The sequence below is a fragment of the Streptomyces sp. CC228A genome (genome assembly GCF_021390935.1).
Classification (GTDB): domain Bacteria; phylum Actinomycetota; class Actinomycetes; order Streptomycetales; family Streptomycetaceae; genus Streptomyces.
In genome coordinates this window covers 186,822-213,627 of record NZ_JAJPUI010000006.1, presented here as the reverse complement: position 1 = coordinate 213,627, position 26,806 = coordinate 186,822, and the positions used below count along the sequence as shown (strand labels likewise).

At 75.1% G+C, this 26,806-nt stretch carries 22 protein-coding genes and 1 pseudogene; 15 read left to right on the top strand and 8 right to left on the bottom strand.

Translation table 11 applies throughout. The features are described from left to right. Positions 1 to 46: 46 nt before the first annotated feature. From L6E17_RS18760 to L6E17_RS18740, 5 genes are all read left to right on the top strand, one after another. Positions 47 to 1,399: a TrkH family potassium uptake protein gene (locus L6E17_RS18760; protein ID WP_236241907.1), complete on the top strand. Its 1,353-nt coding sequence runs from the start codon at positions 47 to 49 to the stop codon at positions 1,397 to 1,399. Beyond that, complete coding sequence (locus L6E17_RS18755) at positions 1,392 to 2,105, top strand: TrkA family potassium uptake protein (protein WP_236241906.1); 714 nt, start codon at positions 1,392 to 1,394, stop codon at positions 2,103 to 2,105. Before L6E17_RS18760 ends, L6E17_RS18755 begins: the two co-directional genes overlap by 8 nt. 207 nt (positions 2,106 to 2,312) lie before the next feature. After that, on the top strand, positions 2,313 to 3,125 hold the full coding sequence (locus L6E17_RS18750; RefSeq protein WP_236241905.1) for a VOC family protein: 813 nt from the start codon (positions 2,313 to 2,315) through the stop codon (positions 3,123 to 3,125). A 136-nt stretch (positions 3,126 to 3,261) separates the two neighbouring features. Next, on the top strand, positions 3,262 to 3,957 hold the full coding sequence (locus tag L6E17_RS18745) for an ester cyclase (protein ID WP_236241904.1): 696 nt from the start codon (positions 3,262 to 3,264) through the stop codon (positions 3,955 to 3,957). Positions 3,958 to 4,587: 630 nt separating this feature from the next. After that, positions 4,588 to 4,848 carry a hypothetical protein gene (locus L6E17_RS18740; protein WP_236241903.1) on the top strand — a complete coding sequence of 87 codons (261 nt, stop codon included), beginning with the start codon at positions 4,588 to 4,590 and terminating at the stop codon, positions 4,846 to 4,848. A gap of 153 nt (positions 4,849 to 5,001) precedes the next feature. On the opposite strand, the gene L6E17_RS18735 is transcribed toward L6E17_RS18740, so the two are convergent. Further along, positions 5,002 to 5,367, bottom strand: a complete 366-nt coding sequence (locus tag L6E17_RS18735; RefSeq protein WP_236241902.1) for a PH domain-containing protein — start codon at positions 5,365 to 5,367, stop codon at positions 5,002 to 5,004. 114 nt (positions 5,368 to 5,481) lie between these two features. Here L6E17_RS18735 and L6E17_RS31055 point away from each other — a divergent pair, with 114 nt between their 5' ends. Together L6E17_RS31055 and L6E17_RS18720 are read left to right on the top strand one after the other, a co-directional pair. Next, the gene (locus L6E17_RS31055; RefSeq protein ID WP_308315900.1) at positions 5,482 to 6,678 is read left to right on the top strand and encodes an RICIN domain-containing protein; all 1,197 of its coding nucleotides are present in this window, start codon (positions 5,482 to 5,484) and stop codon (positions 6,676 to 6,678) included. Between the two features lie 179 nt (positions 6,679 to 6,857). Next, positions 6,858 to 7,967 (top strand): SIS domain-containing protein, encoded by a 1,110-nt coding sequence (locus tag L6E17_RS18720; protein ID WP_236241900.1) that lies wholly within the window; start codon positions 6,858 to 6,860, stop codon positions 7,965 to 7,967. A 577-nt stretch (positions 7,968 to 8,544) separates the two neighbouring features. On the opposite strand, the gene L6E17_RS18715 is transcribed toward L6E17_RS18720, so the two are convergent. After that, on the bottom strand, positions 8,545 to 8,775 hold the full coding sequence (locus tag L6E17_RS18715; protein WP_236241899.1) for a hypothetical protein: 231 nt from the start codon (positions 8,773 to 8,775) through the stop codon (positions 8,545 to 8,547). A gap of 522 nt (positions 8,776 to 9,297) precedes the next feature. Here L6E17_RS18715 and L6E17_RS18710 point away from each other — a divergent pair. From L6E17_RS18710 to L6E17_RS18690, 5 genes are all read left to right on the top strand, one after another. Next, complete coding sequence (locus L6E17_RS18710) at positions 9,298 to 9,750, top strand: YbhB/YbcL family Raf kinase inhibitor-like protein (protein ID WP_236241898.1); 453 nt, start codon at positions 9,298 to 9,300, stop codon at positions 9,748 to 9,750. Between the two features lies 1 nt (position 9,751). Beyond that, positions 9,752 to 10,204: an archease gene (locus L6E17_RS18705; RefSeq protein ID WP_236241897.1), complete on the top strand. Its 453-nt coding sequence runs from the start codon at positions 9,752 to 9,754 to the stop codon at positions 10,202 to 10,204. Positions 10,205 to 10,673: 469 nt separating this feature from the next. Further along, a complete protein-coding gene (locus L6E17_RS18700; RefSeq protein ID WP_236241896.1) occupies positions 10,674 to 11,042 on the top strand; it encodes a luciferase family protein in 369 nt (122 codons plus the stop codon). Between the two features lie 234 nt (positions 11,043 to 11,276). Beyond that, positions 11,277 to 12,620, top strand: coding sequence for a DUF2254 domain-containing protein (locus L6E17_RS18695; protein ID WP_236241895.1), 1,344 nt, complete (start codon positions 11,277 to 11,279; stop codon positions 12,618 to 12,620). 1,004 nt (positions 12,621 to 13,624) lie between these two features. Next, entirely contained in the window at positions 13,625 to 14,026 is a 402-nt protein-coding gene (locus L6E17_RS18690) for a hypothetical protein (RefSeq protein ID WP_236241894.1), read from the top strand. Positions 14,027 to 15,307: 1,281 nt separating this feature from the next. Here the strand turns inward: L6E17_RS18690 and L6E17_RS18680 are convergent. Then, positions 15,308 to 16,501, bottom strand: a pseudogene (locus L6E17_RS18680) (cation:proton antiporter); the annotation flags it as partial. 414 nt (positions 16,502 to 16,915) lie between these two features. Between L6E17_RS18680 and L6E17_RS18675 the strand changes: the two are divergent. Continuing rightward, on the top strand, positions 16,916 to 17,287 hold the full coding sequence (locus tag L6E17_RS18675) for a helix-turn-helix transcriptional regulator (RefSeq protein WP_236241893.1): 372 nt from the start codon (positions 16,916 to 16,918) through the stop codon (positions 17,285 to 17,287). Then, complete coding sequence (locus L6E17_RS18670) at positions 17,284 to 17,778, top strand: GNAT family N-acetyltransferase (RefSeq protein WP_236241892.1); 495 nt, start codon at positions 17,284 to 17,286, stop codon at positions 17,776 to 17,778. Before L6E17_RS18675 ends, L6E17_RS18670 begins: the two co-directional genes overlap by 4 nt. A gap of 296 nt (positions 17,779 to 18,074) precedes the next feature. On the opposite strand, the gene L6E17_RS18665 is transcribed toward L6E17_RS18670, so the two are convergent. Next, the gene (locus L6E17_RS18665; protein WP_236241891.1) at positions 18,075 to 19,586 is read right to left on the bottom strand and encodes a SulP family inorganic anion transporter; all 1,512 of its coding nucleotides are present in this window, start codon (positions 19,584 to 19,586) and stop codon (positions 18,075 to 18,077) included. 369 nt (positions 19,587 to 19,955) lie between these two features. Between L6E17_RS18665 and L6E17_RS18660 the strand changes: the two genes are divergently transcribed. Continuing rightward, positions 19,956 to 20,363: a MerR family transcriptional regulator gene (locus L6E17_RS18660; protein WP_236241890.1), complete on the top strand. Its 408-nt coding sequence runs from the start codon at positions 19,956 to 19,958 to the stop codon at positions 20,361 to 20,363. Positions 20,364 to 20,732: 369 nt separating this feature from the next. Here the strand turns inward: L6E17_RS18660 and L6E17_RS18655 are convergent, their stop codons facing one another. From L6E17_RS18655 to L6E17_RS18640, 4 genes are all read right to left on the bottom strand, one after another. Then, positions 20,733 to 21,494, bottom strand: a complete 762-nt coding sequence (locus tag L6E17_RS18655) for a hypothetical protein (RefSeq protein ID WP_236241889.1) — start codon at positions 21,492 to 21,494, stop codon at positions 20,733 to 20,735. Between the two features lie 769 nt (positions 21,495 to 22,263). Beyond that, positions 22,264 to 24,819: a sensor histidine kinase KdpD gene (locus L6E17_RS18650; RefSeq protein ID WP_236241888.1), complete on the bottom strand. Its 2,556-nt coding sequence runs from the start codon at positions 24,817 to 24,819 to the stop codon at positions 22,264 to 22,266. Between the two features lie 165 nt (positions 24,820 to 24,984). Next, positions 24,985 to 26,241, bottom strand: coding sequence for a cation:proton antiporter (locus tag L6E17_RS18645; protein ID WP_236241887.1), 1,257 nt, complete (start codon positions 26,239 to 26,241; stop codon positions 24,985 to 24,987). Between the two features lie 3 nt (positions 26,242 to 26,244). Beyond that, positions 26,245 to 26,715 (bottom strand): cation:proton antiporter regulatory subunit, encoded by a 471-nt coding sequence (locus tag L6E17_RS18640; RefSeq protein WP_236241886.1) that lies wholly within the window; start codon positions 26,713 to 26,715, stop codon positions 26,245 to 26,247. Positions 26,716 to 26,806: the final 91 nt, after the last annotated feature.

Sequence of the window (26,806 nt, the reverse complement as noted above, 5' to 3'; positions counted from 1 at the left end):
GGAGCGCGGCAGAAGCGGAAAGGGCCGGGATCAACAGGTGTCAGTCGTGGGGAAAGCCCTGTTCACCCGGCACCCGGCCCGTACGGTCGTCACGGGGTTCGCGCTGGCCGTGCTGGGCGGCGCCGCCCTGCTCAACCTCCCGCTCGCCGTCCAGGACGGCGCGGACAACCGGTTCGTCACCGCGCTGTTCACCGCCACCTCCGCGGTGTGCGTCACCGGCCTCACCGTGGTGGACACCGGCACCCACTGGAGTGGTTTCGGCCAGGGCGTGATCCTGGCGCTGATCCAGGTGGGCGGCTTCGGGATCATGACCATGGCGTCGCTGCTCGCGCTGCTGGTGTCCGGGAAGCTGCGGCTGCGCATGCAGCTGACGGCGGCGGCGGAGACCAAGAGCCTCGCCATCGGCGACGTGCGGCGGGTGCTGCTCGGGGTCGCCGGGACGACGGCCGCCGTGGAGCTCGCCGTGGCGGCGGTGCTGGCGCTGCGCTTCCGGTACGGGTACGGGCAGCCCTTCCAGGACGCCGCCTACTCGGGGCTGTTCCACGCGGTGTCGGCGTTCAACAACGCCGGCTTCGGGCTGCGCCCCGACAACCTCATCCCCTACGCCACCGACCCGTGGGTGACACTGCCGGTGGCCGCCGCGGTCATCCTGGGCGGTATCGGCTTCCCCGTCCTGCTGGAGGTGCTGCGCCACCACCGCAGGCGGCAGACGACCGGGCGGCGCGGCTGGTCCCTGCACACCAAGCTGACCGTGCTGACGACGGCCGTCCTGCTGGCGACCGGCACGGTGCTGACCTGCCTCCTGGAGTGGGGCAACCCGGGGACGCTGGGGCCGATGCACTGGAGCGGCAAGCTCCTGAACGGCTTCTTCCACTCCGCGATGAGCCGCACCGCCGGGTTCAACGCCGTCGACATCGGCGCCATGGAGGCGTCGACGCTGCTGATGACCTGCACGCTCATGTTCATCGGCGGCGGCAGCGCGGGCACGGCCGGCGGCATCAAGGTCACCACCTTCGCGGTGCTGGCCGCCGCGATGCTCGCCGAGGTGCGCGGCGAGCCCAACTCGATGGTGATGGGCCGCCGCATCGCCCCGCACGCCCTGCGGCAGGCGCTGACCGTCGCCCTGCTGGGCGTGGCCTTCGTGGTGGCCGCCACCCTGGCGCTGGAGACCGTCGTGGACGCCCCGCTCGAAGCGGTGCTGTTCGAGGCGGTGTCCGCGTTCGCCACGGTGGGCCTCTCCACCGGCATCACCGCCGACCTGCCGGTCAGCGGCGAGCTGATCGTGATCCTGCTGATGTTTGTGGGCCGGCTCGGGCCGGTCACACTGGTGTCGGCGCTGGCTCTGCGCGAGCGGACCCGCCGGTACGAGCTTCCCGAGGAGCGACCTGTCATTGGGTAACTATCTGCACTCCCTGCGCCGCCGCCGCCGCAAGCGGCTGGCGGAAGTCGAGCTGGGCGACCAGCGGGTCGCCGTCATAGGGCTGGGCCGCTTCGGCAGCTCGCTGGCCCATGAGCTGACCCGGCGCGGCTGGGACGTCCTCGGCATCGACACGAGCGCCCCGCTCGTCCAGAAGCACAGCGACGTGCTCACCCATACGGCCGTCGCGGACTGCACGGATCCCGAGGTGCTCCGGCAGCTCGGCGTGCACGAGTTCACCAGCGCCGTCGTGGGCATCGGCTCGGACATCGAGGCGAGCATCCTGATCGCCTCGAACCTGCTGGAAGCCGGGCTGCCCAACATCTGGGCGAAGGCCATCAGCCGCCAGCACGGCCAGATCCTGGAGCGCCTCGGGGTGCACCACGTGGTGCTGCCCGAGCACGAGATGGGCGAGCGGGTCGCCCACCTGGTGACGGGGCGGATGCTGGACTTCATCGAGTTCGACGACGACTACGCGCTGGTCAAGACCGTGGCCCCGCAGGTCGCGACCGGTGTCCCGCTCGGCCAGAGCGCGGTGCGCAGCACGTACGGGGTGACCGTGGTCGGCATCAAGCGGCCGGGGCAGGACTTCACGTACGCGACCGCCGAGACGGTCATCGAGAAGGGCGACGTCATCGTCGTCACCGGCAAGACCCGCGCGGTGGAGTCCTTCGCCGAGCTCAGCTGAGCCGGGTCCCCGGCCGGCCGGGGAGCCGCCCCGGGCGGCGGCGCGGCCGCACCGCGCGCCGCCGCCCGGAGCGGACGCCGCCAAGGAATCGATTTTTTGTTCGGTTTCTTTGCGTGTTCCGCGCGCGGCGCGGGTCCGCCGTGACTAACGTGGCGAGCGAGCCCGTGACGGGGCGACGCCAACCACGCACGTGTGAAGGGGATCGTCATGGCCGGAATGCCCGAGGGCACGCCCTGCTGGGTGGACGCGATGTTCACCGACCTGGAGGGGGCCAAGAGCTTCTACGGAGACGTACTCGGCTGGACCTTCGGGGAGGCGTCCTCCGAGTACGGCAACTACACGCAGGCCTACGCCGACGGCAAGGCGGTCGCCGCGGTCGTGCCGCCCATGCCGGGGCAGGAGGGCGAGGCGACCCGGTCCGCGTGGTGCCTGTACTTCGCGTCCCCGGACGTCGAGGACACCGCCCGCCGCGTGCGGGACAACGGCGGCGAGGTCGTGATGGGCCCCATGCAGGTCGGCGACTTCGGGTCGATGCTCCTCGTCAAGGAGCCCAGCGGGGCGATGTTCGGCGTCTGGCAGGCCGGGCAGCACAAGGGCTTCGAGGCGTCCCCGCCCGCGCCCGGCACGTACTGCTGGGCCGAGCTGTACACCCGCGACGCGGAGGCCGCCGACGGCTTCCTGCGGGCCCTCTTCCCGTACACCGTGAAGCAGATGGCCGACGACCACATGGACTTCCGGACCTTCGCGCTGGGCGGCGACGACATCGTCCTCGGCCGCATGAAGATGGACGACAACTTCCCGCCGGAGATCCCCCCGTACATCAACGTGTACTTCACCGTCGAGGACGTCGACGCGGCGGTCGACCGCGCCACCGCGCGCGGCGCCAAGGTGCTCTACGGGCCGGTCGACAGCCCCTTCGGCCGGTTCGCGGCGCTCATGGACCCGCAGGGCGCGGCGTTCTCGCTGATCGACGTGGAGCGGACCGAGGGCGAGATGCCCGCCATGACCGACGTCGCCTGAGCCTCCCCGCCCGACCCGCCGAGCCCCGGTGGCCCCCGGCCGCCGGGGCCGGCCCGCAGCCCAGGACATCCGGCCCGAACAGGCATACGGTGAAGACGTCGGGACGGAGAAACACGGGATGCAGGAGGCGGGTCTTATGGCGTTCGTCCAGCTCATCGACTGCCGCACCCGACAGGTCGACGAGCTCAACCAGGTGCTGGACAACTGGGCCGAAGCGAGCCGCGGCAAGCGGACGGCCACCCACTCCATCGTCGGGAAGGACCGCGCCGACTCCACGCACGTCGTGGAGATCGTCGAGTTCCCCTCGTACGAGGAGGCGATGCGCAACTCCAACCTGCCGGAGACGAACCGCTTCTACCAGGAGATGGTGTCGCTCTGCGAGGAGGAGCCACAGTTCACGGACCTCGACGTCCTGCGTGACGAGCAGCTGAACAAGGCGCTCGTGCGGGACTTCTTCGAGCGGGTGGTGAACAACCAGGACTTCGAGGCGGCCCGGCAGCTGTGCGCGGACGGATACCGCGAGCACGACCCGAACCTGTCCTCCGACGACCTGGGCCTCGACCAGTCCATCGCGGAGAACAGGGAGGTCGTGGAGGCGTTCGGCGGCCGGATCACCCTGGACCGGGTGGTGGCCGAGGGCGACCTGGTGTGCGCGGGCTTCACCTTCCGGGGCAGCCACGTCGGTGAGTTCCAGGGCATCGAGGCCACCGGCCGGGACGTCAGCGGCACGGGGCACGTGACCTTCCGCTGCGAGAACGGCAAGCTCGCCGAGGGCTGGTGGAACTGGGACGCGCTCGGGCTCATGGAGCAGATCGGCGCACTGGAGTCCTGAAAGGAGACCCGGCCGCCGACCGTACGGGACCGGGGCCGGACACCGGGCAGGGGCGCCGCACCACCGGCGCCCCTGCCGCGTGGTCACCCCGACCGCCGTCCGCCGCGCGGAGGCCGGGGCCCGCGCCGGGGCCGCCTGACGCCGGCCCGCCCCCTGCCCCGCACGCTGCTCCCGCACCGCCCCCGCCTCCCCCGCTTCCCTTCCGCGGGACGTGCGCGGCTCGCGGGCCCCGGCTTCCGGCGTCCGCGCCCTCATGGCTCCGCGCCCTCACGGCTCCGAGCCCCGGCGGCGCCCTCCCACTGCCGGTCCGCGGACCGGTAGGGCCGAACGGGTGCCTGCGGCCGGTGCCTGACCCGCACGGCGCCGCGCCGCACTCCGCGCATCGGTACATTCCGGCCGAAAGCCGGAAACCGAGCAGGAGGGACGGGACATGCTGCGTCCGGAACGAGGAGTACGCGGACGAGTGAGGCGGATGCTCGCGGGCGCCGCCGCGGTGTGCGCCCTTGCGGGGGCCGTCGGCGCGGCGGCCCCGGCCGCGCCCGCCGAGGCCGCCGCCGCGTACGGCGTGCGGGTGCAGGGCGCCGTCGCGGGCGAGGCGGGTCGTACGGCCCGGGTGACGTACACCTACGTGTGCCCGGCGGCGCGGGCACGGCGGCCTTCGCCCTCCGGCTGGCCGACCGCACGAGCGGGGTCACCTCCCCGGTCGCGCGGGTGCGTGCGCCCGGGCTGTGCGACGGCGCGCCCCACACCCGTACGGACACCGTCACCACCGACGTGCCGGACGGCTTCCGTCCCGGGGACGGGGTCGTCGCGCGGGTCGTGATGACCGTCTCCCGGGCCTACGGCACCGCGGAGACGGTGAGTTCGGCCCGTGCCATGACCCTCGGCTGACCCCGCGCCACCGCGTCCCGCGGCGGTCGTCGGCCGTCGCCGCGGCGGGCGTCCCGTGCGACGCCCTGACGGCGGAGGACGACGACGCCGGGCCGGGGCTCACCCGCACCCTGGACGGCGTCTCCGACCGGGAGGAGCCGTCCCCGCGGGGGCTCAGCGGGCCACGAACTGCGTGAGGATCGCCTGCACCTCGTAGATGTCGACGCCCTTCGTGAAGGTCTTCTGCACCGGCGTCTGGCTGCCGGAGATCCAGATCTTCAGCTCGGCGTCCAGGTCGAACGTGCCGGCGGTCTCCACCGCGAAGTGCGTGATGCTGCGGTAGGGGATGGAGTGGTACTCCACCTTCTTGCCGGTGATGCCCTGCTTGTCGACCAGGATCAACCGCCGGTCGGTGAACAGGATCGTGTCCCGGATCAGCAGGTACGCGGCCTGTACGCGCTCGCCCTGGCCGAGGAGCCGGGCGTACTCCTGCTGTGCGCTCGCCGGGTCGACGGTGTGCGCGTTGCCGAACAGTGCCATGAGAAGCCCCCCGCCCATCGATACGTACGATCGTCGCACTGTACCTTCGCGTGGGCGTGACGGGACGGACGGCGGCACGCGGCGGATCGGTCGCGGAAGGACGGGGGCGTACGGGTGAACCACCCACCACACGGAGAAGACCCGCAGTTCTGGGACCCGGACGCCACCACGCTGCTGCCGCCCGCGGCGGGGGACCCGGAGGCCACCAGCGTCCTGCCTCCCGTGGCGGCCGCCGGGCCGCCGGACGCGACGCGGACGCTGCCGCCCGTCGTGGACGACCCGTACGGCGGCGGCCCCGCTGACGGCTCCTACGGCGGCGGGCCGTACGGCGGCGCGGTCCACGGCGAGGGCTCCTACGGCAACGGGCCCCGGGGCGGCGGCGCTTACGGCACCAGCCCCCACGGCACCGGACCGCACCCCCTGTCCCGCACGCCCCTGCCCCGTACGGCGGCGACCCGCAGGCCCATGTCCCCCACTCCGGCAGTCCGTACCCCGAAAGCCCGTACCGGGGGACGCGTACGCCGCCGGACCCGCGCCCCACGGCGGCGCACGGCACGGCAGCGGGGACGGGGCGCCCGCGGCGCCGCCGCCGGTGCGTCCGGACGGCCGCCGGGAGCGCGCCGGGCCGCACGGGCGCAGCAGCGGCGCTCGCGCGGCTCCCTGCCGTGGGCGGCGCTCGCGGCCTGCGCCGCGGCCGGCCTGGCCATCGGCGGCATCCTGAGCGTCATGGGCGGCGACACGGAAGAGCCCGCCCGGGGCGCGGCGGTCGCCGCCGCGACGACACCGACCGCCTCCACAGCCCCCGCGGCCGCCTCTCCCAGCCCCTCGGAGAGCCCGGCCGAAAGCCCCGGCCCCAGCCCCACCCCGACCACCGCGCCACCCGTCCCCAGCGGCCGCTTCCTGCTCGTGCACCCCACCGCCGGCCGGGCCCTCGACGTGCAGGAGGCCTCCGTGGCCGACGGGGCGCCCGTCATCCTCTGGGACCGGCACGGCGGACCCAACCAGCAGTGGCTGGTCAGCGACCTGGGGGACGGCCATGTGCAGATCCACGCCGCCCACTCCGGGCTGTGCCTCGCGGGCGCCGACCCGCGCACCCCCGGCAGCGCGGTCGTGCAGCGGCCCTGCGCGCCCGACAACATCGCCCAGCGCTGGCAGCCGACCGCCCCGGCCGGCGGCAGCCTGCACACCCTCGCCCTCCAGGGCACGGGCCTGGTCCTCGGCGCGTCGGGCCCCGACAACGGCGCGCCCCTGCAGCTTCAGCAGCCCGACCCGGCCGCCCCGCAGGCGTGGTCCCTGGAGGCGGTCGCCTGAGGGCCGGCCGCCGAGTGGGCGGGGCCTCGGCCCCGAGGCGGGGCGTGACGGGGCGGCAGCGCCGAGGGGCCCGTACGGACGACTCCCCGGTTTGTCCGGGCTGTTGCTCGGAGTTGAGTGGTTCGCCTATAAACAGATCACCTTCGATCGCGCGACCGCCTCGACCGCCAGGAGCCGCCGTGAGTCATGTCGAGCAGGAGATCGCGGATCAGCCGGCGTGCTGGCGGCGGGCGCGGGAGACGCGCGCGGACGGGCTGCCCGAGCGCGGCGAGCGGGTCGCCGTGGTCGGCTGCGGCACGTCGCTGTACGTCGCACAGTCCTACGCGGCGCTGCGGGAGGCGGCCGGGCTGGGCGAGACCGACGCGTTCGCCGCGTCCGAGTTCCCGGCTGCCCGCCCCTACGACCGGGTCGTCGCCCTCACCCGGTCCGGCACCACGACCGAGGTCCTCGGTGCACTGCGGCGCGTGGCACCCGGCACGCCGACCGCGGCCGTGACGGGCGACCCGGGCGCGCCGGTCGGGGAGGCCGCCGACGCGGTGGTGGACCTGTCCTTCGCCGACGAGCGGTCCGTCGTGCAGACGCGGTTCGCCACGAGCGCCCTCGTCCTGCTGCGGGCCTCCGTCGGCCTGCTCCCCGCGGACCTCGTGGAGCAGGCCGAGCACGCCGTGCGGGCCCCGCTGCCCGAAGGGGCCCTGGAAGCACACCAGTTCACGTTCCTGGGGACCGGCTGGACCGTCGGGCTCGCACACGAGGCGGCCCTCAAGCTGCGGGAGGCGGCGGGCGTCTGGACGGAGTCGTACCCGGCGATGGAGTACCGCCACGGGCCGGTCAGCGTCACCGGCCCGGACAGCGCGGTGTGGTTCTTCGGGCCGCCGCCCGCCGGACTGGCCGAACAGGTGGCCGGGACGGGTGCGTTGCTGGTGGCCGGTTCGGGGGCCGACGGGGGCCGGGGTCCGGGCGCGGGGGCCGTCGGCGAGGCGGGGAGCGCCCCGGCGGACGCGGGGCCGCCACCTGCGGGTTCCGGTGGTGGCGCCGGTGCGGACGGGGGCGTCGAGCCGGGGGCCGTCGCCGGCCGGGGTGCGCGGGGCCGCCGGCGGCCGGGAGGCGGCGCCGGGGAGGGCATGGACCCGCTCGCGGACCTGGTGCGGGCGCAACGCCTCGCCGTCGCGCTCGCCCAGCAGCGGGGACTCGACCCGGACCGCCCGCGGGGCCTGACCCGTTCGGTCGTGCTGGCCGGCGCCGCCGAGCGCGGCCCGTCCCGGCTGCGGTCGGCACCGCCCCGCGGCTGAAGGGACTCACGCCGACGCGGTGCGGTGCCCTGGACGGCCCACGCGGCCCGGCCGGCACGCGGTCCCTGCGGGCGCGGGCCGCGCCGCCGTCGGTGGCGCGCCCCGAGGGCGGTCTTCCCGCCGCCGCGGAGCCGCGCGGCGGGCCGCGCGGGGACGGCCCGCTCAGCCGGACCCGGGCGACGCGGCCGCGCGGACCGTGCGACCGGCGCGGGGTACGGCGACCGCCGGAGGCAGCGGACGGGGCGGCAGGCGGGGGCGGAGGCCGGCGGAGGCACCGGACGCGTCGGGGCGGCCGGGCGGCCGGGGGCGTTGGATGGGCCGGCTGCCGGGCGGCCAGGGGTGGCGGATGCGGCGGGGTTGTAGGGCTGTCGGGTGCGCTGGGCGGCCGGGGCGGCCCCGGCGGCCGGAGGTGCCGGATGGGCCGGGGTGCCGGGCGGCCAGGGGTGGCGGGTGCGGCGGGGTTGTAGGGCTGCCGGGTGCGCTGGGCGGCCGGGGCGGCCCCGGCGGCCGGAGGTGCCGGGTCGGCGGCGGGGCGGCGGCTCCGGAACGGCGGCTCCGGAACGGCGGCGACCGCGGGCTACTGCATGCCGACGGGGCCGGCCAGGCTCGCGAGCCCGCCGGCGTACGTGGTGGCACCCGCGAGGCCCGTGGCGCCGATACCGCTGCCCAGTTCACCGGCGCCGCCGAGCGCCCCGCTCACCTCGGACAGCGGTGCCGCCCCGGCGGGCGCGGCCGCCTGGGCGGCGGGCGCGGCGGCCGCGGCGAGGGCGGCGGCGGAAACGGCGACGAGGGCGGCGGTGCGGTGCATGGGACCTCCAGGCGGCGTGCGGGACAGGCGGTTCGTGTCCCGTCCTTGTCAACCGCGGCGGTGCCCGGCAGGACACGGCCGCCGGAGCACGCGCGGCGTCCCGGCGCACGCGAAAAAGCCCCCGGTGGCGGGGGCGTGAGGCGACCTACGGGGCGGGCTCCCTGCGCCGGCATTGCCCGGATCAGGTGCTGGGGGTCGCCTTCTGGTCTTCCGACCTTCCGGCCTCTCAGCCCGACCGTCGACGTCGGCCCCAGCCGAAGCCGCTGCGCTTCGACGAGAGTCGGCTACGCCGGTCAAGCTCCCTCGCTCGTCCCGTAGGCCTACTCATAGGATAACCCTCCCAACCGGTGGCAAACACCCTGAAAGGAACAAATTTTCTGTCCGGCGCGGCAGGGGGTGCGGTCGGCACCGAGAGGCACTACCGCGGGGGCGCGACGGCGGGGAGACTCCGGCCGCACCGGACCCCCGCGCGGGCGCCGGCGGGGAGGCATGGCGCCGGGTGGCAGGGGTACCCCGGGCGACATGGCCGGTATCGAACTCATGAGCGCCGCGTTCGACGACCACGCGCCGATCGCGCGGCGGTACGCACTGGAGGGGGACGACGTGTCGCCCCCGCTGTCCTGGTCCGGTGTCCCGGACGACGCGTCGGAGCTCGTGCTGCTCTGCGAGGACCCGGACGCCCCGTCGGGCGTCTTCGTGCACTGGGTGGTCGTCGGCATCGACCCGCACAGCAGCGGGGCGGAGACGGGGAGCGTGCCGCCGGGCGGCACGGCACTCGTCAACGGCTTCGGCCAGCGCCGCTGGGACGGCCCGCACCCGCCGCCCGGCGACGAGGCGCACCGCTACTTCTTCCGCCTCTACGCTCTCGGGGAGCCGTGCGTGCTGCCCGACGCCCCGACGGCGGAGCAGGTGCACGAGGCCGTGGAGCCCCGGCAGCTCGCCAGCGGGACGCTGGTCGGCGTCTACCGGCGCTGACATGGCCGCCGAACCGCCCGAGCCCGGCCGGTTCCGGGACGAGGCAGCCGGGCACAGGACGCTTCCGCACCCCGGGGACGTGCGGATCGAGGCGTGGGGCGAGACCAGGGAGCAGTGCCTGGGGGAGGCCGTGCTGGGCTGGGTCGACTGCTTCGCCGACGTGTCCGCGGCGCACGCGCGCGCGGTGCGGCGGGTGCGGGTGCCGGAGGAGAGCGACGAGGACCTCCTGGCGACGCTCCTGGAGGAGGTCGTGTCCCGCTTCGACGCGGACGGCGAGGTGCCGGTGGACGTGGAAGTGGAGGCCACGAACGGCGACGTGGACGTCCGGCTGGCGGTGGCGGACGCCGCCGCGGTCCCGTTGACCGGTACCGCGCCGACCTCGGTGTCGTGGAGCGACCTGCACATGGGGCGCGGCCCGTACGGCTGGACCTGCGGGGTGACGATGGCGACCTGACCGTGCCCGGCGCGGTGCGGCGCGGCGCCCGCCGTCGGGGAGCCGGCCGTGCGGTGGCTCATCGCCGGGCGCGGAGCCGGAGGCCCGGCGCCGCTGCGGGCGCCGGAAGCTCGGTACGGGTGTGGGAGGCCGTGTCGGCGTGGGCACGGGCACGGGGTGCGGATGCCCTGCTGGCGTGGGCACGGGTGCGGGGTGCCGGACTCGGTGTACGGGTGCGGGGTGCCGGACTCGCGTGTGCGGGTGCGGGCGGTACGGGTACGGGTGCGGCGGCGGGCGGTTCGGGGCCTGGTGCGGGAGGCCCAGGTGCGGCCATGCGGGAGGCCCGTGGGGCCAGGCGTGGAAGGCCCTGGGGCGTCGGGCCGGGTGCGGGGGCGCGGGGGCGCTCGGGCCGGTGCCGTGCGCCGGGGACTGTCCGGTCCTTGCTCCCGCACTCTGGGCGGACGACTCGGTTTGGGGCAGGCTGGCCCCCATGAACCTGGCCATGGACGCGAGGGACCGCCTGGCCTGCTGGTCGGCGCTGTCCTGCGGTCCCGCCCCGTGCGGAGCGGCGCACTGCCTGTGCGCAGGGGAGACGGAGATCGTCCACTTCCACGGTGACAACGAAGCGGACGTCCACCTGACCCGCCCGCTCCTTGCCCGCCTCGGCCCCGCCCTGCGCAGGTCCACCGCCCTGCGGCTGTGCCCGGCTACCGGCTGGGTCACCGTCCGGCTGGAGACCGGGTCCGACATCGACCTGCTGGCCACCCTGGTCAGCGCGGCCCTCGCGGCCTGCCGCACGCACGCCCGCGACGACTGCCCGGCGGCGACGCCCCCCTGCTCCCGCCACCGGAGGCCGTGACCCGCGGTCCGGGCGCTGACCGAGTGGGGCACGGCGGTTACGCGCCGTTCTGCCCCCGCCCTTCGGTCTTCGCCCCCGCCCTCCGCCGCCCCCGGCCCTCCGCCTGCCGCCGTACAGCTCCCTCGGCGCGGTGACCGGCGCGGTGACCGGCGTGGTGCCCGGGCGGAGCCGTCCGGCCCCCGTCCGGGCCACCGCGGTTGCGGGGGCGGTGCGGACCGCCGACCGTGGGGAGCCATGGCGGACCACGCGCTGCGGCGCCGCAGGGGGCGCTGCCCCCGGCTGCGCAAGCGGCTGCGGGAGTCGTTCCTGATCGTCCCGCTGCTCGGCATCGCCGTCGGCTGGGTCAGCGCGTCCCTCGCCGTGTGGACCGACGAGCTGATCTACGAGCTGAACGCCCGCTGGGGCTCCGTCGACCTCCAGGACCTGTGGTACTTCCGGGTGGCCGAGGACTTCGGCGCCGCCGCGAAGATCGCCATGGGGACCATGAGCTCGGCCATGCTGACCTTCATCGGCGTGGTCTTCTCCATCACCCTGGTGGCCCTCCAGATGGCGGCCGGGCAGCTCTCGCCGCGCGTGCTGCGCCTGTACGTGGAGAGCTGGGTCGCCAAGGTGACGCTGGCGGTGTTCCTCTGCACGTTCCTCTACACGCTGCGCCTGCAGAAGGAGTACACCGCGACCGACGACCCCGAACTGGCGGTCGTCCCGTACGTCGGCTCGTCGCTCGCCATGACCCTGGTCGTCATCAGCCTGGTGCTGTTCGTCGTGTACGTCCACGCCACCATCCGCATGATGCGGGTGACGCACGTGATGGACCGGGTGGCGAAGGAGGCGCTGTGGATGCTCGCGGCCCCGCCGGGCGGCCCCGCGCCGCGCGAGCCCGCCGCCGCCGTCGGCACACCCGTCTGCCTTGTCAGGCTCGCGGGCCCGCCGGGCGTGCTCCAGGTCGCCGACATCGAGGCGCTCGTGGAGACGGCGAGGGAGGACGGCGTGACGCTGCGCCTGCTCCCGCGCATCGGCGAGTACCTCGCCTCCGGTGCGCCGCTGTTCGAGGTGCACGGCACCGGTACGCCCCGCCCGGACCTGGCCCGGCGGCTGCGCCGGGCGGTGGAGGTGGGCGGTGAGCGGACCATGGAGCAGGACGTCGGCTACGGGCTGCGGCAGCTCGTCGACATCGCGGTCCGCGCCCTGTCGCCCGCGGTGAACGACCCGACCACCGCGGTGCAGGCCCTGGACCGCATCGAGGTACTCCTCGCCCGGTTGGCCCGGCACCCCCTGGGCCGCCACGCCCACACCGACGCGGCCGGTGCCGTACGGCTCGTCGAGGACGGTCCCACCTGGGCGGAGCTGGTGGACCTGGCGCTGACCGAGGTCCTCCTCTACGGCGCGGGGGCCCCGCAGGTGACGCGGCGCGTCGCGGCGCTCCTCGACGCCCTGGAACCCGCCGTGGGACCGGACCCGTCCCGCCGCGAGCCCCTGGACCGGCAGCGGGCCCGCCTGGAGCGCGCCGTGCACGCCGCCACCCCGGCCGCCGCCGCCCGCCACCACTCGCTCACCCCGGACCGCCGCGGGGTCGGCTGACCCGCCCGCCGCACCTCGGGCGCGGGGTTCGCTGACCCGCCCGCCGCGCCTCGGGTGCCCCCTCCGTGTCGGGAGGCGGCGGCTCCCACCCATCCGCCGGGGAGGGGCGGCTGCCACCCGGCGTGGAGAAGCGGCTTCCGCCCGCAGCGAGGGAGTGGCTGCCGCCCGCCCGCAGTGAGGGAGTGGCTGCCGCCCGCCCGCAGTGAGGGAGTGGCTGCCGCCCGCCCGCAGTGAGGGAGTGGCTGCCGACCGGCCCGAAGGAGTCGCTCCGCCCGACCGGAAGGGGTGGCTTCGCCCTCCGGAAGGAGTCGCCCGCCCGCCCGGAAGGGGTGGCTCCGTCATCCTGGGGGAGTGGCTGCCGCCCGCCGGAAAAACGCGCCCCGCTGCCCCGGCCGTGCCGCCGCGCCTGTCCACACCCTGTGGAGGAGATCTACGCTGGACGGCATCAGGCCAGGATCGGGCCCGTGCCGAGGAGGCGGCCATGGAACTGCGCGTACTCGCCGTGCCGGACTGCCCGAACCTGCCGCTGCTCCTGTACCGGCTCGGCCGGGCCCTGCCCGAGGCGCCGGCCCGGGACGTCGTGGTCGACACGGTCAGGAACGAGGCGGAGGCCGCCCGGCTCGGCATGCACGGCTCGCCGACCCTGCTCGTCGACGGCCGCGATCCCTTCGCCCCGCCCGGTGACGCGCCCAGCCCACCGGCCTCGCGAGCCGCACCTACCGCGGCGCCGACGGCCACGCGGAGGGCGCGCCCAGCGTGGCGCAGCTGGTCGCCGCGCTGCACGCCGCGCCGGGCGGCCGGACCACCGCGCCGCCCTCCCCGTAGCCGCGCGGCCGCGGCCTCCGGAGGCGGCGGCCCCGCATGGGCGAGGGGAAGGCGGGGAACCCGAACAGCCTGGAAGCAGGACGGCGGGGTCCGGAGCCTGCTCCACCGTCCCGGAGAGGACGAAGGGCCGGGCCCGCCCGTGTCCTGCGTGCCGGTCGATCACGGGAAGGAGAACCGGCATGTGCGCGCTGCGCAGCAGGGCGAGGGAACAGGAGGACGAAACCCCCGTCGGCGTCCGCCTCCGGACAGAGGTCCGGTCGGTGTACGAGGCCGCGGCCGGGTCCGCCGGCCGAACCGTCGGAGGGCGCCGCGCCCACCTCGCCGCAGGCATGCGGGATGCCTTGGACTGGGCCCTGGCATACGGCGAGAGAGGCCCCGTCACGGGGGCCCGCGGGGGCGCGGTGCCCGACCTGTACACGTTGACCGCCGAGGTGGACGCGGCGACCGTGCGGCTCGACGACCCGGCCAGCCCGGCCGACCTCCGCGACTACGTCCTCGGGGCCCACGACGCGCTGGCGTGGCTCTGCGGCCACACCGACCAGCGCCCCCTGGCCCGCAAGGTGGCCCTGCACCGCGTGTAGGCGGCAGGCGCCCCGCACGTCGGCCGGAGGATGCCTGGTGGGCGAGCCCGGCAGGTGTGGCGCCCGGGGCCGTCAGGACGTGCCGCGTGCCGGGCCCGGTTCGCGGGATTCGTACAGCACCGTGTGGAAGCAGCCGGCCGCCTCCCGGCCCGCGGGGTCCGCTCCGAGGGCCCGCACCGCCGCCACCGCGAACTCCTGCTCGGCGGCGTCCGTGAAGGCGCGCTGCGGGTAGGTGCGCGTGTCGTCGGAGGCGGTGCGCAGCCCGTGGGCGGCGAGGGTCTCGGCGACCGCCGCGTACGGCACGGTGCGCAGCACGAAAGCGCTCACCCACACCGGGTGGCGCAGGGTGCGGGACAGCAGCGCGCCGAACGTCCGCCGGGTGACGTAGCTGCCGCCACCGGTGAGGGTGATCAGCCCGACGCCGGCCAGTGCGGCGCTCAACGCGGTGCCGGGCGGACCCGCTTCCAGGTTGTCGGTGAAGCCCGCGTCGAGCAGGCCGACCGCCCGGGCGTAGCCGACGGCTCTCCCGGCGATGTCAAGCCCGATGACGGGGTGGGCGTCCGGGCGGCGGCGCCGGGCGTAGAACTCCCTGTCGCGGGCGGCCAGTTCCTCGGTGGTGAGCTCGGCGGCAGCGGGCGCGGTGTAGTGGGCGTACAGCTCGGCCAGGGTGACGTCGTGGTTCAGCAGCGCCGCGTTGATGCCGTACGAGCAGCACAGGTCCAGCACGGCGGGGCGCCCGGGGGCGCCGTCGGGCAGGGCGGCCCGCTCCGCGGCGGTGCGGCGGAAGACGGCCTGGGCGTGCTGGGGGATCTCGTAGCCGAGCGGTGCCAGCCGGGCGAAGTAGGCGCGGGGGTCGGGCCGGTCGTAGATGTCGTCGAAGCGGGCCTTGCCCGCGGGGCGATCCCCTGGCCCCCGTACGTCGGATCCGTCCACTCGGAGCCTCCTCGTCGTCTGCGCGGCGGTAAGGGCCGGTGCCCGGTCCGCGGACCGGGGCGGCCCGGCGTCCCCCGGTGCCTCCCGATGGTCCCGGGTCCCGAGGCGGGGGCGGCGTGCGCGGCGGGTGCGGCCCCGCGGCCGGTGGGCGGCGGCGCCCGCCGCTTCCATCGTCCCTCGCGCGGCGGCGCGGGGCGCCGGATGCCCGCGGCGTGGCTGGACGCCGCCTGCCCGGTGGCCGGGGCCGTACGTGCTGCCGCAGCGCCGTGCACGCCCCCTCGGGGCCGTACGCGCCCCCGCCGGGCCGTGCGTGTCACCAGGACTCCGAGGACTCCCGGCCCGGCGGCGGGCGCCGGTCGGGGAGGCGTCGCCCCGCGCGGCGGGGCGGAGTCCGAGCGCGGCCAGGGGGAAGGCGAGCACGGACACCATGGCGGCGCCGACGAGGGCCGCGGCCTCCCCGGTGGTGATGGCCCGGTCGTCCAGTCCGATGGTGGTGAGGGCGACCACGAGGGGCAGGCACGTCGAGCCGTACAGCATGAGCGCCGCGCGGTCGCGGCGGCCGAACCCGGGCGGGGCGAGCACGTACAGCGGCAGCCCCCGCACCACGAGGAACAGGGCGAGGAAGGCGGGCACCAGCAGCAGGGGGCGGCCGTCGTCCAGCAGGGCGTCGAGGTCGAACTCGATGCCGGTGACGACGAAGAAGACCGGTACGAGGAAGCCGAAGCCGATCGCCTCGACGCGGGCCAGCACCTCGCCGCGGCTCGCCGGGTCGGCGCCGCGCAGCACCAGGCGGGTGAGCACGCCCGCGGCGAAGGCGCCGAGCAGGATGTCCAGCCCGAAGACGCGGGAGAGCCCCAGCATGGCGGCGAGCACCAGCATCACGAACCGGACGGCGAACTGCCCGCTGGTGTGCAGGGTCCGCTCGACCATCTCGGGGAACCACGGGCGGCGGGGCCGCGCCGCCCACCACACGGCGGCGGCCGTGACCGCGGCGAACGCCAGCAGGAGCAGCGCCGCCTGCCCCGGGCGGCGTCCGCTGAGCAGCACCGCCATGGCGATCACCGGCCCGAACTCGCCCACCGCGCCGAAGGCCAGCACCGCCGTGCCGAACGGGCCGCGCAGGTCCCCGGAGTCGCGCAGGATGGGCAGGACCGTGCCCAGGGCGGTGCTGGTGAGCGCCGTTCCGATCACGAAGCACGCCGTCGCCCGGCCGCCCGCCAGGGCGTACGCGATGCCGAGCCCGACCGCGAGCGAGACCGCCCAGGCGCCGAGCGAGCGGCGCAGGGTGCCGCCGCGCACGGCGGCGAAGTCGATCTCGTACCCGGCCAGGAAGATCAGCATGGCGAGCCCGAGGTCGGACAGCACGTCGATCGCCTCGCCGTGCGCGGACGCCCAGCCGAGGACGTCGGGTCCGACGAAGACACCGAGCAGGATCTCGAAGATGACCAGGGGGACCGGGAGCCGCCGGTTCGCCGTACGGGCCAGCAGGGGCGCGAGCACCGCGATGGCCATGATCAGCAGAAGCGTCCCCGACTGTGACATACCGGCATCTAAGTGAGCTGCGCCAATGGGGGCAAATCAGACACTCGGAGGGGCTCGGCGCAGGGCGCCGGGGTGGGGCGGGCGCCCTCGGCGGCCCGCGCCCGGCGGCCGACCGCGCTGCTCGTCCTCGGCTGCCGCGGCACGGTGGCGGGCCCGCCCGGCGCCCGGACCGCGCACGGCTGTCCCGGGCCGTCTCCGCGCGGTGGCGGAGTCGGCGGTCCGCCGCCGCGGGTCGTCCGTCCGCGGCCGCGGGGCCCGGCGGGAGGCCCGCCGATCTCCGGCCCGGCGGCCGGCCCGGCGGTGCAGCGGCCGCCGGCCTCGGGGGCGGGCTCCGGCTCGTCGAAGCGCCCTGCGCCTCACCAGGGACCTCCTTGTGCCCTGCCCTGCTGGTTCGACTCATGTCAATATGGGGTCATGTCCCGTACGAAGCTGCTGCCGCTGTCGGAGCCCGCGGCCGGCGCCGCGCCCTGCTGCCCGCCCCTCACGGAGCGGCCGCTGACCGCGGACGAGGCCGAGCGCACGGCCAGGATGTTCAAGGCGCTCGGCGACCCGGTGCGCCTGCGGCTCTTCTCCCTGGTCGCCTCGCACGAGAGCGGCGAGGCGTGCGTCTGCGACATCTCCGACGTGGGCGTCTCCCAGCCGACCGTCTCCCACCACCTGAAGAAGCTCAGGGAGGCCGGGCTGCTGGCCTCCGAGCGGCGTGGGACCTGGGTGTACTACCGGGTCGAGCCCCCTGTGCTCGCCGCCATGGGCCGCCTGCTGACCTCCGCCGCGGCGGGCTCGTGACCGCGCGCATCGTCCCGCTGACCGCCGAGCACGCCGCTCAGGTCCTGACGATCTACCAGGCGGGCATCGACGAGGGCGACGCCACCTTCGAGACCACCGCCCCGACATGGGAGGCGTTCGACCGCGCGAAGCCGCCCGCGTACCGCTTCGCCGCCGTCGACGAGCGCGGCACCGTCCTCGGCTGGATCGCGGCCGGCAGGGTCTCCGACCGCTCCGCCTACGCCGGGGTGCTGGAGCACTCCGTGTACGTCCGGCCCGACGCCCGGGGCCGCGGCGTCGCCTCGGCCCTGCTGGCGGCGCTCCTGGCGGCCGCGGACGCGGCGGGCGCCTGGACCGTGCAGGCCGGCATCTTCCCCGAGAACGCGGCCAGTCTCGCCGTCCACGCACGCGCGGGCTTCCGGGTCGTCGGCACCCGCGAGCGCATCGGCCGCCACCACGGCGTGTGGCGGGACGTGGTACTCCTGGAACGCCGCAGCGCCGCCGTGACCTGACCGCCGCACCGGGGCCCGGCCGGCGGGAGTCCGGCCCGCGCCCGGCGTCCGCCCCGCCTCGCCCCGGCCCGCGGTACGCGGCGGGCACCGCCGCCACCTGGCGGCCGGTCCGCCGCCGCCCGGGCCGCCGGTTCGCCGCCCGGGCCGTGCGGCGGCGGGGCGCAGGCCGCCCCCGACGGGACGTGCCGACGGGGTGGCGGCTCGTTCCGCGGCTGGTCAGGGCGTGATCGGTACGGCTCGGCGGGAACGACCGCCTTCCGGCAGGCCGGGGGCGGTCGTTCCGTGCGCGGTGCGGGTCAGTGGCTGGTGAGCTGTCCCGCGAGCTTGCCGTGCATGTCGGCGCTGGGCTTGTTCAGGCCGATGATGGTGACCTTCTTGCCGCGCTGGGCGTACTTCGTCTCTATCGCGTCGAGGGCGGCGACGGAGGAGGCGTCCCAGATGTGGGCGTCGGACAGGTCGATGACGACGTCGTCCGGGTCGTCCTTGTAGTCGAACTGGTAGACGAGGTCGTTGGAGGAGGCGAAGAACAGCTCCCCGGTGACCGCGTAGACGACCTGGTTGCCGTCGGGGTCGACGACACCGGTGACCTCGGCCATGTGCGCCACGCGCTTGGCGAAGACGATCATGGCGGTGATCGAGCCGACGATGACGCCGATGGCGAGGTTGTGGGTGGCGACGACGACGGCGACGGTGGCGACCATGACGGTCGTCTCGCCCAGCGGCATCCGCTTGAGGGTCTTCGGCTGGATGGAGTGCCAGTCGAAGGTGGCCACCGACACCATGATCATGACGGCGACGAGCGCGGCCATGGGGATGTCGGAGACGACCGGCCCGAAGACCACGCACAGCACCATCAGGAAGGCGCCGGCGAGGAACGTCGACAGGCGGGTGCGGGCGCCCGAGACCTTCACGTTGATCATGGTCTGGCCGATCATCGCGCAGCCGCCCATGCCGCCGAAGAAGCCGGTGACCACGTTGGCGATGCCCTGGCCGAGGGACTCGCGGGTCTTGTTGGAGTGGGTGTCGGTGATGTCGTCGACCAGCTTCGCCGTCATCAGCGACTCCATCAGGCCGACCAGCGCGAACGCGAAGGCGTACGGGGCGATGGTGGTCAGGGTGTCCATCGTGAACGGCACGTCCGGCAGGCCCGGCACCGGCAGGGACGAGGGCAGTTCGCCCTTGTCGCCGACGGTCGGCACGGCGAGGCCGGCGCCGACGGTGATGACGGTGAGGATGACGATGGACACCAGCGGCGCCGGGATGGCGGTGGTGAGCTTCGGGAAGAAGACCATCATCAGCAGGCCGCCGAGGATCAGCGGGTAGACGACCCACGGCACGTCCTGCATCTCCGGCACCTGGGCCATGAAGATCAGGATCGCGAGGGCGTTGACGAAGCCGACCATCACGGAGCGCGGGATGAACCGCATGAGCTTGGCGACGCCGAGCGCGCCGAGGGCGATCTGCATCAGGCCGCCGAGGATGACGGCCGCGATCAGGTAGCCGAGGCCGTACTCGTGGTTCAGCGGGGCGATGACCAGCGCTATCGCGCCGGTGGCGGCGGAGATCATCGCCTTGCGGCCGCCCACGACGGAGATGACCACGGCCATGGTGAAGGAGGCGAAGAGGCCCACGGCCGGGTCGACACCGGCGATGATCGAGAACGAGATCGCCTCGGGGATCAGCGCCAGGGCGACGACGAGGCCGGCGAGGACCTCGGTGCGGAAGACCTTGGGGGAGGCGAGCCAGTCGGGTTTGGACAGCTTGGACGGCTTGGAGGGCGTGGGCGCAGCAGCGAGCGGTGAGGACATGCAACCGTTTCTTGTTCCGGGCGCAGACGTCCGTCGTACCGCTGGACGCAGGCGCGCTTCGTACGCGACTCCTCTGCCGAGGGGAGTCTCCGGCGGCCCGGCCGCGACGGGGGCCATGCCGGTGGGGTGGCGGTCGGAGACCGCCGGTCGGGCATCATTGCCCGGAAGCCTTGGGTCGCCGCCCGGGTACGGACCGATCGGGGCCACACGGGTGGCGGACACGGATGACTCTACCCTGACGTGAGGGCAGAGTGCGACTTGCGGCTTGTGAAGTACAGGTAAACAGCACGTCGGGGCTGTGATCCCAGGCACGTGTCTGGGGTGGCGCCGCCCGTCGCGGCGTGCACGGTGGGACGGAGAAGGCAGGCGATGGCGGACCAGGCGCGGCAGATGCAGATCGGTGAGGTGGCCGAGAGGACCGGTCTGTCGCTCCGCACGATCCGCCACTACGAGGACGTGGGTGTCGTCACACCCTCCGCGCGCAGCAAGGGCGGCTTCCGGCTCTACACGGAGTCCGACGTGGAGCGGCTCATGGTCGTCCGGCGGATGAAGCCGCTGGGCTTCTCGCTGGAGGAGATGCGGGAGCTGCTGGGCATCGTCGACCGGATCTCCGCGACCGACGACCCGCCGGCCGAGGACGAGCGCCGGCGGCTGCGGGAGCGCCTGGACGCATACCAGAAGGTCGCGGAGGCGCGGTGCGAGAAGCTGCGCGCCCAGCTGATGGCCGCGGAGGACTTCGCCGCCACCCTGCACCGCAAGCTCAGCGAAGCCCGCTGACCGGCCGCGCGGCCGGTTGTGCGCGGTGCGGCCTCGCGCCGGTGGCGGAGGCCTTCTGGGCCGGGCCCGCGCTGCGCCTCCTTGGGGCGGCGGGTGCGTCCCTGCGGTGGCGGGTGCCGGCGGCGGGGTGCGTCCGGTGCGGTTTCGGTCCGGGGCGGTGCGATGCGATGCGGTATGGCTCGTACTCGTGCGGTGCCGGGTGTGCTCCGGGACGGCTTCGCCTCCTCGGTGTGGCGGGTGCGTCCCTGCGGTGGGGGGTGCTGTCGGCGGCGGTGCGTCCCGGTGTGTGTGGCGGCTGGTGCTGCCGTACGCAGGCGGGCCGGTGGCGGTGTGCCGGGGTCTGCCGCCCGTGGTGCCGTGGGCGCGGCCTCACGGGTGGAAGACGTGCAGGCGCCCCGGTAGGGCCTCGAACTTCAGCGGGGTGCGCACCTCGTGCGTCGGTGTGCCGTCGATGTCCAGGCGGTGCGGCCCCCACGGGCGGGCGTAGCGCACGCGGCTCACGCGGCGCGCGGCGAAGGCGCCGTCCACGTGCAGGAGGCCGTCCGGTGTCAGGCGGATGCACAGCTCGCGGTGGGCCGGCGAGGTCACCTTCTCGTTGTCCAGGAGGAGGTGCGCAGGACCGGAGTGCGGCCGCAGGCAGGCGACGGCGGCCTGCCGCACGGCCAGGTCGACGCCCCCGCCCGGCAGCCGGATGCCGATCACGGGACGCCGGTGGCCGTACGGCCCTGCGGGCGCGGTGGGCGCGCCGCCGCCGGGGCCGGGGCGCGCGGTGAGGATCGGCAGCCCCCACAGGGCGGCGGTCCGCAGCGCGGGCTCGGCGGGGGAGCCGCCCGCGTGCAGGAGAAGGTGCACGGCGGGCGCGGGCGCGTCCCCGGGACTCCGGTGGCGCCTGCCGGCCGCCGGTACGGGACCGCACTGCAGGGTCCTGATGCCTCGGTTGTCGAGCGCGTCGGCCACGGCCGCGGGGCGGTCCTGTTCGAGGTGCTGCGGCCCGCCCAGCACACCGACGACGGGGCGCCGTGCGGGGAGCTCCGCCACCAGCCGTACGGCGGCCGAGACCAGGGTGTCGAGGTCGGCTTCCGCCCGGGGAGCGGGCGGCCGGGCGGGAGCGGAGGGGTCGGGGGAAGGCATGGGCGTCTCCTTGCGGCGGGCGGCCGCTCCTGTCGAGTCGTCCACCTGTCCGGACCGTGGCGCCGGCGGCGGACCCGCGAGGCCGGGGTGTGTCAGGGCGGACACCGACCCCGCGGGGGCGGCACGCGCGGCCGCCTCGGTGCGTCGGCGGCGGCGGGCCCGCCCGAGTGGCCCGGGGCGGGACGGCCGCGGGACGCGTCCGACGGTCCCAAACTAACCCAGCGCGAGGGTTCCGTGGCGTGAATTGGCGTGTGGCGTAAGCCGATTGGGCCCCGGTGGGTGTTCCGGTGGCGCAGAGTTCCGGAGATGGGGGGATGCTGTTCAGCGGGGCTTCCCCGCAGTGTCGCCGGCAGCCGTGCGCCTGCCTCGGCGGCCGGGCCCCCGCTACGGCCGCCGCGACCCCTGCGGCCGCCGCGGCTCCTGCGGCCGCTCCCCGCGACAGCCCCGAACCCTCCGGCGGCGACCGGAGCCCACGCCCTGCCCCGCGACGGCAAGCGCCTCGCTTCCCCGGTACGGCCCGCGTCTCCGCCCCTCGTGCCTGTCGGTGCCTTCGGTACGGCCCGCGCCCCCGCCCCGGTACGGCTCGCGTCCCCCGCCCTGGTACGTCCGCCGCCCCGGTACGGCTCGCGTCCCCCGCCCTGGTACGTCCGCCGCCCCGGTACGGCTCGCGTCCCCCGCCCTGGTACGTCCCCCGCCCCGGCATGGCCCGCGGTCCCGGCCCCGCGGCGGTCGGCGGGAGGAGGGCCCGGACGCCGGCCGGGGGGTGGTGTCAGGTGGTTGCTGCTGCGGGGAGTTGTGGGGGTGTGGGTGGGTGGCCGGGGGCTTTGGGGAGGGCGAGGACCATGGTGAGGCCGCCGCCGGGGGTGTCTTCGGCGGTGAGGGTGCCGCCCATGGCTTCGGCGAAGCCGCGGGCGACGGCGAGGCCGAGGCCGACGCCGGCGCCGCGCGGGGCGTCGCCGTAGCGCTGGAAGGGGGCGAAGACGTGTTCCTTGGCCTCGTCGGGGATGCCGCGGCCGCGGTCGACGACCCGTAGTTCCACGCGGTCGCCGAGGGTGCTGGCCGCGACGATGACGGGGATGCCGGGCGGGCTGTACTTGACGGCGTTCTCCACGATGTTGGCGACGGCGCGTTCCAGCAGGCCCCGGTCGACTTCGATCATGGGCAGGCTTTCGGGGATGTCCAGTTCGACGCTGCCCTCGGGCACGCCGCCGAGGGCCATCGGGACGACTTCGTCCAGGTCGGTCTCCCGCAGCAGGGGTGTGACGGTGCCGGTCTGGAGGCGGGACATGTCGAGCAGGTTGCCCACGAGGTGGTCGAGCCGGTCGGCGCCTTCCTCGATCGCGGCGAGCAGTTCCGCCTTGTCCTCCTGCGACCATTCGACGTCGTCGGAGCGCAGTGAGGTGACGGCTGCCTTGATGGCGGCGAGGGGGGTGCGCAGGTCGTGGCTCACCGCTGCGAGCAGGGCTGTGCGGATCTTGTTGCCCTCGGCGAGCTTGCGGGCCACTTCCGCCTCGCCGACCAGCCGCTGCCGGTCCAGGACGACGGCCGCCTGCGCGGCGAACGCGCCGAGCACCCGCCGGTCCTCGGCCGGCAGCACGCGGCCGGTGAGGGCCAGGGCCAGGTGGTCGCCGACGGGCATGTCGACGTCGGCGTCCTCCGGCCGCTGCGGGTGGGCGCTGTCGGAGCCCACCCGGCCCGCGCACGTCCACGGCCCGCCGTCGCCCGCCCGCTCCAGCAGCGCCACCGAGTCCATCTGGAACGTCTCGCGGACCCGTTCCAGCAGCGCGTCCAGCGTGGTCTCCCCCCGCAGCACGCTGCCCGCCAGGAGTGACAGCGTCTGCGACTCGGCCCGCAGCCGGGCCGCCTGCTGCGTCCGGCGCGCGGCGAGGCCCACCACGGAGGCGACGGACACGGCGACCGCGAAGAACACCACGATCGTGACGATGTTCTCGGGATGGGCGATGGCCCAGGTGTGGAAGGGCGGCGTGAAGAACCAGTGCAGCAGCAGCGAGCCCGCCGTCGCCGAGACCAGCGCCGGCCACAGCCCGCCGATCAGCGCCGCGGCGACGGTCAAGCCCAGGAACAGCAGCATCTCGTTGGCGATGCCCGGCCCGTCGCCCGCCAGCGTCAGCAGCCAGGTCAGCAGGAACGGGCCGATCCCGGCGACCAGCCATCCGGCGACGACGCGGTGGCGGGTGAGCCGCGCGCCCCGGGCCGCGGGCAGTCCCCGGCCCTTGCCCACCGCGTCATGGGTGACGATGTGGACGTCCAGGTCGGTGTCGGAGTTGCGGGTGACGGTCGCGCTGACGCCGGGCCCGAAGACGTACTGCCAGGGCTTGCGGCGGCTGGCGCCCAGCACGATCTGCGTGGCGTTGACGCCCCGCGCGAACTCCAGCAGCGACGACGGCACGTCGTCGCCGATCACATGGTGGAACGTCCCGCCCAGGTCCTCCACCAGGGTCCGCTGCACGGCCAGCTCCTTCGGGGACGCCGAGCACAGGCCGTCGCTGCGGGCGACATAGACGGCCAGGACCTCCCCGCCCGCCCCCTTCTCCGCCAGCCGCGCGGCCCGCCGGATCAGCGTGCGCCCCTCGGGGCCGCCGGTCAGCCCGACGACGATCCGCTCCCGGGAGCCCCAGATCTTGGAGACCTGATGGTCCTTGCGGTACTGCTGGAGGTACGCGTCGACCCGGTCCGCCACCCACAGCAGCGCCAGCTCCCGCAGCGCGGTGAGGTTGCCGGGGCGGAAGTAGTTCGACAGGGCGGCGTCGATCTTCTCCGGCCGGTAGATGTTGCCGTGCGCCATACGCCGGCGCAGCGCCTGCGGGGACATGTCGACCAGCTCGATCTGGTCGGCGCGCCGGACCAGTTCGTCCGGGACGGTCTCCTGCGGCCGGACGCCGGTGATCGACGCGACCAGGTCCCCCAGCGACTCCAGGTGCTGGATGTTCACCGTGGAGATGACATCGATACCGGCGGCGAGGAGTTCCTCCACGTCCTGCCACCGCTTGGCATTGCGGGAGCCGGGGACGTTCGTGTGCGCGAGCTCGTCCACGAGCGCGACCGCAGGACACCGCGCCAGCACCGCATCCACGTCCATCTCGGAAGCCGTGCCGGCGCCGGCGCCGTCGGCGACCTCCTGGTGCGGCACCTGCTCCAGCCCGTGCAGCAGCGCCTCGGTGCGGGGCCGGCCGTGGTGCTCGACGAAGGCGACGACGCAGTCCGTGCCGCGCTCCACCCGGCGGTGCGCCTCGGACAGCATCGCGTACGTCTTGCCGACGCCCGGAGCCGCGCCCAGGTAGATGCGTAGCGTGCCGCGTCCCATGGTCGTCCGCCCGTCCGTTCCGGTCCTGCTCGTCCTGCTCGTCCGGCTCGTCCGGCCGGGGTGTCGCCCTCCAGTGTGCGCTGAGTCCCCCCGGACCCGCCGCCGAGTGAGCTGCCCCACACGCTGTCACGGCGGGCCGCGCCGGGGGAGCAGGCTGCGGCGGGGTCAGGCGCGGCCCGCCGTGCCGTCCTCCACCGGGTCGAGCATCTCCTCGGGCGGCGGCACGGACACCATCTCCATGGGGGCGTTCCGGCTGCCGCGGGTGAACCGGCCGGTGAGCCGGGTGGCGACCGGCTCGGTGTAGCGGGCGGTGAGCGGGCCGAGGACGACGAGGATGAGGACGTACGCCGTGGCCAGCGGGCCGAGCGCCGGTTCGATGCCGGCGGTGACGGCGAGCCCGGCGATGACGATGGAGAACTCGCCGCGCGCCACGAGGGTGCCGCCCGCGCGCCAGCGGCCCTTGCGGGAGATCCCGGCCCGCTTGGCGGCCCAGTAGCCGGTGGCGATCTTCGTGGCGGCGGTGACCAGGGCCAGGGCGAGAGCGGGCAGGAGGACGGGCGGGATGCTGGCGGGGTCGGTGTGGAGGCCGAAGAAGACGAAGAAGACGGCGGCGAAGAGGTCCCGCAGCGGGCTGAGCAGGTTGTGGGCGCCTTCGGCGACCTCGCCGGACAGGGCGATGCCGACGAGGAACGCGCCGACCGCGGCGGACACCTGGAGCTGCTGCGCGATGCCCGCGACCAGCAGGGTCAGGCCCAGCACGACCAGCAGGAGCTTCTCGGGGTCGTCGCTGGAGACGAAGCGGGAGATGACCCTGCCGTAGCGGACGGCGAGGAACAGCACCAGCCCGGCGACACCGAGCGCGATGGCCAGCGTGACGCTGCCTGCGGCCAGACTCACCCCGGCCACCAGGGCGGTGAGGATCGGCAGGTAGACCGCCATGGCGAGGTCTTCGAGGACCAGGATGCTCAGCACGATGGGCGTCTCGCGGTTGCCGAGGCGGCCGAGGTCGCCGAGGACCTTGGCGATGACGCCGGAGGAGGAGATCCAGGTGACCCCCGCGAGGACGACGGCGGCGACCGGGCCCCACCCGAGCAGCAGGGCCATGGCGGCGCCGGGCAGGGCGTTGAGGGCGGCGTCGACGAGGCCGGCGGGGTACTGCGTCTTGAGGTTGGTGACGAGGTCGGTGGCGGTGTACTCCAGGCCCAGCATCAGCAGCAGGAGGATGACGCCGATCTCCGCGCCGATCGCCACGAACTCCTCGCTCGCGCCGAGCGGCAGCAGGCCGCCCGTGCCGAAGGCGAGGCCGGCCAGGAGGTAGAGGGGTATCGGGGAGAACTTCAGCCGTCCGGCGATCCGGCCCAGCAGGCCGAGGCCGAGGATGATGGCACCGAACTCAATGAGGAAGACGGCGGACGAGTGCACTCATCACTCCCTTCCGAGGATCGCGGCGGCGGCGTCGGCGCCTTCGCGGGTGCCGATGACGATGAGGGTGTCGCCGCCTGCCAGACGGAAGTCCGGCCCCGGCGCGGGGATGGCGTCGGCTCTGCGCAGGACGGCGACGATCGACACGCCGGTCTCGGTGCGCATGCGGGTCTCCCCGAGCAGCCGCCCGTTCCAGTGCGAGGCCGCGGTGAGCTCGATGCGCTCGGCGACCAGCCCCAGGTCGGTGGTGGACAGCAGGGTGGGGCTGTGGTGCGCGGGCATCAGGGCGTCGATCAGCGCCTCCGTCTCCCCCGCCGTCAGCCGCACGGACAGGGCGCAGGCGTCGGGGTCGTCCCGGTGGTAGGCGTTGAGCACCCGCGTACCGTCGCGCTGCGCGACCACCGACAGCCGGCGGTCCTCGCGGGTGGTGAGGTCGTAGCGGACCCCGATCCCGGGCAACGGCGTACTGCTCATACGCGGAACGGGCACAGCGACTCTCCTCGATGGCGCGACACACGAGCGAGGCGTCCCGCGTACGGGTGACGCCTTGGCGATTACTTTACTT